This is a genomic window from Streptosporangium sp. NPDC005286, from assembly GCF_040607515.1.
Classification (GTDB): domain Bacteria; phylum Actinomycetota; class Actinomycetes; order Streptosporangiales; family Streptosporangiaceae; genus Streptosporangium.
This window is the reverse complement of the sequence record NZ_JBEXGU010000304.1, coordinates 1-5,475: the sequence shown is the minus strand read 5'-3', so window position 1 is coordinate 5,475 and position 5,475 is coordinate 1. Positions and strand designations below refer to the sequence as shown.

The window sequence follows — 5,475 nt, the reverse complement described above, 5'->3', positions numbered from 1 at the left end:
GGCGACATGTATTCCGTGTGCCTCCAAGCCCCCGGACCGGTCGGCGCCACGGGGAGGCGGCTCGAATCCCGCGAGCCGACCGGCCCGCGGGCCGGTCGGCGATGAAAGGCGGGCGGAAAGGCATGGCCGATGAGAGGGGGCGGGTGGGCGCCGCTGCCCCCCTCGGTTCGAGCCGTGACCTGCAATAAAATCTATACGGATGTAATGGGATCTATATGTAGGTGTTGCCTGCGGCCGGGATCCTCCGTGAAGGGTGATGGTCTTCCACGGAAGGGGTCCGGATCCCGGCTCCGCCGCTACCCGCGGGTCCCGTCTCGTGGCGCGCGCACGCCGGAGGCCTGCACGCTCACACCGGTGCGGGCCGCACCGGTTCCGCCAGGTGGAGTGGCTCGCCGGCTGGAAGCTCTCCACGAGGGCGGGAGGGGTTCTTTCCGTTCCCTGCCTTTACGGCGGGCTGAGCCGTCGCTCAGTCCGGGTAGCCCCAGCCCAGGTAGGCCTGGGCGGCGCTCGTCTGCAAAGAATACTTACCGGTGTCCTTCGGGGGGGCAGACGAATCAGCACTCGCGGTCGTAGCATTGCCAGTGACGGCAAAAGCAGCCGTAAATAGCATGGCGAGGGCAGACAAGGCAAGACGTCGGCGCACGGGGAGACTCCTGTCGTAGGTTCTGCTGCTCAAATGATATCTTTCAAGGGGTAACGTGACTGGTCAAGACTTGGTGGGGCAGCGCATCAAAACCGTCCGCCGGCAACGTGGTTTTTCCCAGGCGCAGCTCGCCCATCCAGAACTGTCGGACAGTTACGTATCTCTCATCGAGAGTGGCAAGCGTACTCCGACCCCCGCGGTGCTGGAGCTGCTGGCCGAAAAACTCGACTGTTCCCTTACGTATCTGATCAATGGTGTCACGGCCGAGCAGATGCAGGAGATCGAGCTCGCGCTCAGCTACGCGCAGCTGGCCATGGACAACGGCGAGGTCGTCGAGGCTCGCACCCGTTACGCCGAACTCCTCGCCGACGGCGGGCTGGCGGGCCTGCCCCAGATGCGGCAGGACGCCGAGTACGGCCTGGCCCTCTCGACCGAGGCCTGCGGCGACCTGGAGCAGGCGATCGTCCTGCTCAACGGGCTGCGCGAGAGTGACGAGGCGGCTCTGAGCCCCGAGCGTCACGTCGCGGTCGCGGTCGCGCTCTCGCGCTGTTACCGGGAGAGCGGGGACCTGGCCCGGGCGGTGCACGTCCCCGAGGAGATCCTCACCGGCGCGGTCCGGCCGGCCTGGACGGACGGTCTGATGCGGTTGGGCGGCCAGCTGCTCGCGGCCTACATCGAGCGCGGTGACCTGCTCCGGGCACGTCACTTCTCCGCCGAGATGATCGCCGCCGCCGAGCTCCTCGCCAGCCCGCAGGCGCTCACCCTGGCGCACTGGGGCGCCGCGATCGTCGCCGTCGAGAGCGGCCACGCCGACGAGGCGGTCACGCAGGCCGAGCGTGCCCTGGCCATCCAGTCCGAGTACGGCGACGCCCGAAGGCTGGCCCGGCTGCGCGGCGACTACGCCCAGGTTCTGCTGATCGTGCGGCCCATGGAGGCCGAGGCCTGGCGTGATGTGCTGTTGAAGGTGGAGAAGGAACTGGCGGAGAGCTCTGCCAGCTTGATAGACAAGATGCGCTGCGCGATGAACCTCGTCCGGGCGGAGCTGCTGCTCGCCCAGCCCGAACGGGCCGAGGAGCGGATGCGCTTCGTCTGCGATCTGCTCGACGGCATGCCGAAGGTCATGCAGGCGGAGGCCCGCCTGCTGCACGGTGAGACCCTCGCGGAGCTGGGCCTGCAGGAGCAGGCCTCGCAGGAGCTGCTCGCCGGGACGGAGTGCCTGGAGCAGGCGCCGGAGACCCGCTTCACCGCCCATGCCTGGCTGACCGCGGCCCGGGTCCTGGAACGTATCGACGAGCCGGACCGGAGCGTCCACGCCTACCGGCGGGCGCTGGCCGGCGTCGGGCTGTAGGGCGGGGCAGAGAACCCGCGCCGAAGGTAGATCGGACAGGGGGGTCGAGACCGCGCGGTCACCTGGGTAGCCTTGTGGTTGCCATGAAGACTTCCCCTGTCGCGGTCGCCCTCGCGCTTCTCGTCGCCCTCGTGCTCGGCACGGCCTTCGCCTCGCCGGCCCTCGCCCATGACCGGCTCAAGAGCAGTGACCCCGCCAAGGGCGCCAAGGTCGAGAGCCTGGAGGAGGTGAAGCTGACGTTCACCGCCTCGGTGCGCTTCCCGAACGTCGTCGTACGTTCCGGGGACGAGAACCACCAGGACGGCAAACCCGTCGTCGACGGCACGGTGGTGACCCAGAAGGTCAAGGAGGATCTCCCTCCAGGTGACTATGTCATCGCCTATCGCGTCGTCTCCTCCGACGGCCACCCGATTGAGGGTGAGATTCCCTTCACCCTGCTCGGCTCCGCCTCCCCGTCGGAATCGGCGTCGGAATCGGCGTCGCCGTCCGTCGCCGCCTCCGAGTCCCCGGTGGCGGCCGAAAGCCCGGTCACCGCGGAGACCCCGGCCGGGAACGCGCCGTCCGCCGCGCTCAGCCCGGTCGCCGCGGTCGGCGACGAGGAGCCCGGCTCCTCGCAGGGCGTGCCCGGCTGGATGTGGATCATCGTCGGAGGCGTGACCGGAGTCGGCATCGGCATGTTCCTCAGCATGCGCAACAAGAAGCGGCCATGAGCGGGCCCGCGCGGGCCGCGCAGACGGCACAGAGCGAGACGCCGGGGAACAGCCGGGCCGTGCGGCTCGCCCTGGCGGCCGCGGTGGCGGCCGCCGCCGCCCTGGTGATCGCCATGATCGCCGGAGGCGCCGCGACCCCGCGCATCATTCCCGGCCTGCCCGACCAGGGAGCCTTCACCCGCTGGGGGCTGCCGCTGGCGAAGCTGGCGATGGACGCGGCGGGCGTGCTCACCGTCGGTGTACTCCTGGCCGCCACGATCCTGCTCCCCAACGACAAGGGTCTGCTGGGCAAACCCGCGCTCGGCTACGTCAAGGCCGCCTCCTGGATCGCCCTCGTCTGGGCCGGGGCCGCCGCCGCCACGATGGTGTTCAGCCTCTCCGAGGCGCTCGGGCTGCCGGTGGCCGACGTGCTCGGCGGCAACGAGCTCACCAGCTTCGCCAGCCAGGTCTCCCAGGGCATCGCGCTGACCCTGGTCGTGCTCTTCTCGGTCGCGATCGCGCTCTTCGCCCGAGGGGCGATCACCGCAGGCGCGGCCGGCGGCCTGCTCATCCTCGCGCTGGTCACCCTGCTCCCGCCCGCGCTGACCGGCCACTCCGCCTCCTCGCCCAACCATGACCTGGCCACCACCGGTGTCGCGCTCCACCTCGTCGTCCTCGCGCTCTGGGTGGGCGGCCTCGGGGTGCTCTGCGCGCACGCGCTGCGCCGGCAGCCGTACCTGGAGATCGCCGCCGCCCGCTTCTCGACCCTGGCGCTGTGGTGCTTCGTCGGAGTGGGGCTGTCCGGCCTGTTCAGCGTCCTGGCCAGGCTCACCTCGGTCTCCGAGCTCTTCACCTCCGCCTACGGCCTGCTGCTGCTGGCCAAGACCGTCGCGTTCGCGCTGCTCGGCGCCGTCGGCTGGTGGCACCGCAAGCGGACCCTGCCGTCGCTCGCCGCGGGCGGCCCCGGCACCTTCGTCCGCTTCGCCACCGGTGAGATCGTCGTCATGTTCGCGGCCATCGGGCTGGCCGTCGCGCTCTCCCGCACCGCGCCGCCCCCGGCGGTGCTGCCCGTCGACAGGGCCTTCGAGGTGCTCGGCTACACGATGCCGCCGGAGATCTCGCTGGCCAACCTGGCCTCGCTGTGGTGGTTCGACCTGTTCTCCGGCACGGTCATCGCGCTGCTGGCCGGCCTCTACCTCGCCGGTGTCGTACGGCTCACCCGGCGTGGCGACTCCTGGTCCAAGGGGCGTACGGCCGCCTGGTTCACCGGTGTGCTGATCCTGCTGATCGCCACCCAGAGTGGCGTCGCCCGCTACGCCAAGGTGCTGTTCAGCGTGCACATGGCCGAGCACATGACGCTGTCGATGATGGTGCCGATCTTCCTGGTGCTCGGCGCGCCCGTCACCCTGGCCCTGCGTGCTCTCAAGCCCGCCGCCCGCAGGGGCGACCGAGGGCCCCGCGAGTGGCTGACCACGATCCTGCACAGTAGGTTCGTCCGCTTCGTCACCCACCCGGCGATCGCTACCGCGATCTTCATCGTCTCCACCTACGCGCTGTACTTCACGCCGCTGTTCGCCGCCGCGATGGAGGAGCACCTCGGCCACATCGTGATGACCGTGCACTTCCTGATCAGCGGCTCCCTGTTCTTCTGGGTGATCATCGGTATCGACCCGGCTCCCTACCAGCTGCCGCACGTGGCCCGGCTCCTCCTGCTGTTCGTGACCATGCCGTTCCACGCCTTCTTCGGCATCGCGCTGATGAGCATGACCACCGTGCTGGCCTCCGACTGGTACGACCAGCTGGGCAGGACGTGGGGCGCCTCCGCGGTCGAGGACCAGCAGACCGGCGGGGCCATCGCCTGGGGGTTCGGCGAGATCCCGACGCTCGTCGTGCTCCTCGCGCTGGCCTTCCAGTGGTGGCGCGCCGACGACCGCAAAGCCCGCCGGGCCGACCGCCGAGCCGACGCCGCCGCGGCCCGGACCGGCGGTAGCGGCGACGCCCAGCTCGATGCCTACAATGAATACCTGGCCAAACTCAATAAGCGCGACGGCGTGAAATAGCCGGACGGCCACGGCCTGCTATCTTCCAGCCCTCTCCCGGACGCCTCCCGGTAGCCTGGTGTTTCAGGGGGCTCGTGCTCACCGCAGCGGGCGCAGCGCTTCGTCATCGCGCGCCACGCCCAGTCACATATTCGGTCGGGGGGCCGGTGGCTGCAACGTGCATCAGGAAGGTTGAGCAGTGTCCGAGGAACTGCGCGTACGTGAGGGCCGGAGTCGTAGCCTGGCCCAGGCCCTTGAGGGGCATCTCACCGAATGGTCCGAGCGCACCGGGACCACCGTCGAGATCTGGGCGCTGCCCGCCGGCGACGTTCCGGCCGGGATCACCAGGGCCGTGATGGCCACGCTCGAGGAGGCGCTCGCCAACGTCGAGCGGCACAGCGGCGCGCGGGTCGTGGCCGTCGCCGTCACCCTCGGCCCCAGTGGCCTGCGCATGACGGTCAGTGACGACGGCGTCGGCTTCTTCGGCCCGGCCGAGGGCCGGGGCATCACCGCAATGCACGCCCACTTCGACCAGGTCGGCGGCACGCTCAGCGTCAACGGTGTTCCCGGCGCGGGAACCACGGTCACCGGAGTGGTGCCCCGCCAGGACTAGCCGGCACGAAAACGGGCGCGGCGCCGGGCGAGCGCCCCTAGGGCCTGTCCCGCGGATCTTGCCGTGGCGAGGATCGGCCAGGTGGTGCCTCGCAAGGCGGAGGAGGGAGCCGCAGCGTGCTGCGGTGACCGACGACAACGCGG

Annotated in this window: 4 protein-coding genes; all 4 read left to right on the top strand. The window is 70.2% G+C overall.

Annotated features, from left to right (window positions below; translation table 11 throughout):
• Nucleotides 1–698: 698 nt before the first annotated feature.
• The 4 genes from ABZU75_RS45015 to ABZU75_RS45000 all read left to right on the top strand — a co-directional run bounded on the left by ABZU75_RS45015 (nt 699) and on the right by ABZU75_RS45000 (nt 5,332).
• Nucleotides 699–1,991: a helix-turn-helix transcriptional regulator gene (locus ABZU75_RS45015; RefSeq protein ID WP_355569229.1), complete on the top strand. Its 1,293-nt coding sequence runs from the start codon at nt 699–701 to the stop codon at nt 1,989–1,991.
• 83 nt (nt 1,992–2,074) lie between these two features.
• Nucleotides 2,075–2,701 carry a copper resistance CopC family protein gene (locus ABZU75_RS45010; protein WP_355569226.1) on the top strand — a complete coding sequence of 209 codons (627 nt, stop codon included), beginning with the start codon at nt 2,075–2,077 and terminating at the stop codon, nt 2,699–2,701.
• Nucleotides 2,698–4,740, top strand: coding sequence for a cytochrome c oxidase assembly protein (locus ABZU75_RS45005; RefSeq protein ID WP_355569223.1), 2,043 nt, complete (start codon nt 2,698–2,700; stop codon nt 4,738–4,740). Before ABZU75_RS45010 ends, ABZU75_RS45005 begins: the two co-directional genes overlap by 4 nt.
• 178 nt (nt 4,741–4,918) lie before the next feature.
• Nucleotides 4,919–5,332, top strand: coding sequence for a hypothetical protein (locus ABZU75_RS45000; protein WP_350914935.1), 414 nt, complete (start codon nt 4,919–4,921; stop codon nt 5,330–5,332).
• The last annotated feature ends 143 nt before the right edge of the window (nt 5,333–5,475 follow it).

Coding starts and splice junctions, on each gene's coding strand:
- ABZU75_RS45005 (WP_355569223.1), top strand. CDS start 2,698: ATGAGCGGGCCCGCGCGGGCCGCGCAGACGGCACAGAGCGAGACGCCG.
- ABZU75_RS45010 (WP_355569226.1), top strand. CDS start 2,075: ATGAAGACTTCCCCTGTCGCGGTCGCCCTCGCGCTTCTCGTCGCCCTC.